We start from the raw sequence: 1730 nt of genomic DNA on the forward strand, positions 1-1730 counted from the left end.
CTCTCGGTCTGACCGGTGCCACCGGTTCCGGCAATGCAACGGTCACCGCGAGCCGCACGACGGCCACGGGCAGCCTTGCCTCGCTGATCACCGACGGCTCGACGCTGAATATCAACGGCAAGACCGTCACGTTCAAGAACGGCGGTACGCCCGCTGCTGCGAACGTGGCGACCGGGTCGGGCGTCACCGGCAACGTCGTCACCGACGGCAGCGGCAACTCGACGGTTTACCTCAACAAGGGCACCGTCGCCGACATCCTGACCGCGATCGATCTCGCCACCGGCGTGCAGACTGCGGCCAACGCCAGCGGTGCGGCGACCCTGAGCACAGCCACCGGCCAGACCGCGTCTTCGATCGTCGCCGGCGCGCTGCACATCTCCACCGGCGCCAATGCGGATCTGTCGATCACCGGCACGGGCAATGCGCTGTCCTCGCTCGGCCTGACCGGCTCGACCGGCACCGGCACCGCCTTCACCGCGAGCCGTTCTGCGGCGTCGGGCGGCGTCTCGGGCAAGACCTTGACCTTCTCCTCCTTCAACGGCGGCACGGCGGTCAACGTCACCTTCGGCGACGGCACTGGCGGCACGGTCAAGACGCTCGATCAGCTCAACACGGCTCTTCAGGCCAACAACCTGAGCGCCACGATCGACGCCAACGGCCTGCTCACGGTTTCGGCGACCAACGACTACGCCTCCTCGACGATCGGTTCGGCTGTCGCGGGCGGCACCATTGGCGGCACGATCACATCGGCTCTGAGCTGGTCGAACGCCACGGCGCCCGTCGCTGACCCGGTCGCCCAGGCCACTCGTACCAACCTGGTGTCGCAGTACAACAACATCCTGACGCAGATCGACACGACCTCGCTGGATGCTTCGTTCAACGGCGTCAACCTGCTCAACGGCGACCAGCTCAAGCTGGTGTTCGACGAGACCGGCAAGTCCAACCTCAACATCACCGGCGTGACCTTCAACTCGAAGGGTCTCGGTCTCGCCGGCCTGGTGCAGGGCACGGACTTCATCGACAACTCCGCGACCAACAAGGTGCTCACCAATCTGAACTCGGCCTCGAGCACGCTGCGGTCGGAAGCCTCTACCCTCGGTTCGAACCTCTCCATCGTGCAGGTGCGTCAGGACTTCAACAAGAACCTGATCAACGTGCTGCAGACCGGCTCGTCCAACCTGACGCTGGCCGACACCAACGAGGAAGCGGCCAACAGCCAGGCGCTGTCGACCCGCCAGTCGATCGCGGTCTCCGCGCTGTCGCTGGCCAACCAGTCGCAGCAGAGCGTGCTCCAGCTGCTCCGCTAATAGCGGCTGACATCGCAATCAAGTCATGGCGGCGGGGCTTCGGCCCCGCCGCTTTCTTTTTGCGCGTGGAAATGGTCCGGCCGCTCTGAAAAGTAACCGTTGGTTATGGTTAACGAGAGGCAAACGCCGCAAAAAGCGAGGAATTTCAGGCCGATCGTCGCTGATCCCGAATGCTCCTGGGGCGTTATGGTGAACCGGCGCTTACGGTGCGAGAACAGGTTTCACTTTTTGTTAGCCATGTCCCCTCAGGCTGTGCGCGTCACTCGATCCGAAGCGGTCGAACGAAGACGCGTAAACCAGAAGGGTAATAGTCATGTCCGGTATCGTTCTCTCTGCGTCGGTTCGTCAGAACCTGCTCTCCCTCCAGTCCACCGCCGACCTGCTCGCCACCACCCAGTCCCGTCTGTCGACTGGCAAGAAGGT

1 protein-coding gene is annotated in these 1730 nt (G+C 63.8%); it reads left to right on the forward strand.

Features of this window, described 5'->3' with window-relative positions; genetic code table 11:
* On the forward strand, positions 1 to 1307 hold a 1307-nt coding region (locus QSV46_RS38980), incomplete at its 5' end, for a DUF1522 domain-containing protein (protein ID WP_314963992.1).
* Positions 1308 to 1730: the final 423 nt, after the last annotated feature.

The sequence above is a fragment of the Bradyrhizobium cosmicum genome, assembly GCF_032290525.1.
Taxonomy (GTDB): domain Bacteria; phylum Pseudomonadota; class Alphaproteobacteria; order Rhizobiales; family Xanthobacteraceae; genus Bradyrhizobium; species Bradyrhizobium cosmicum_A.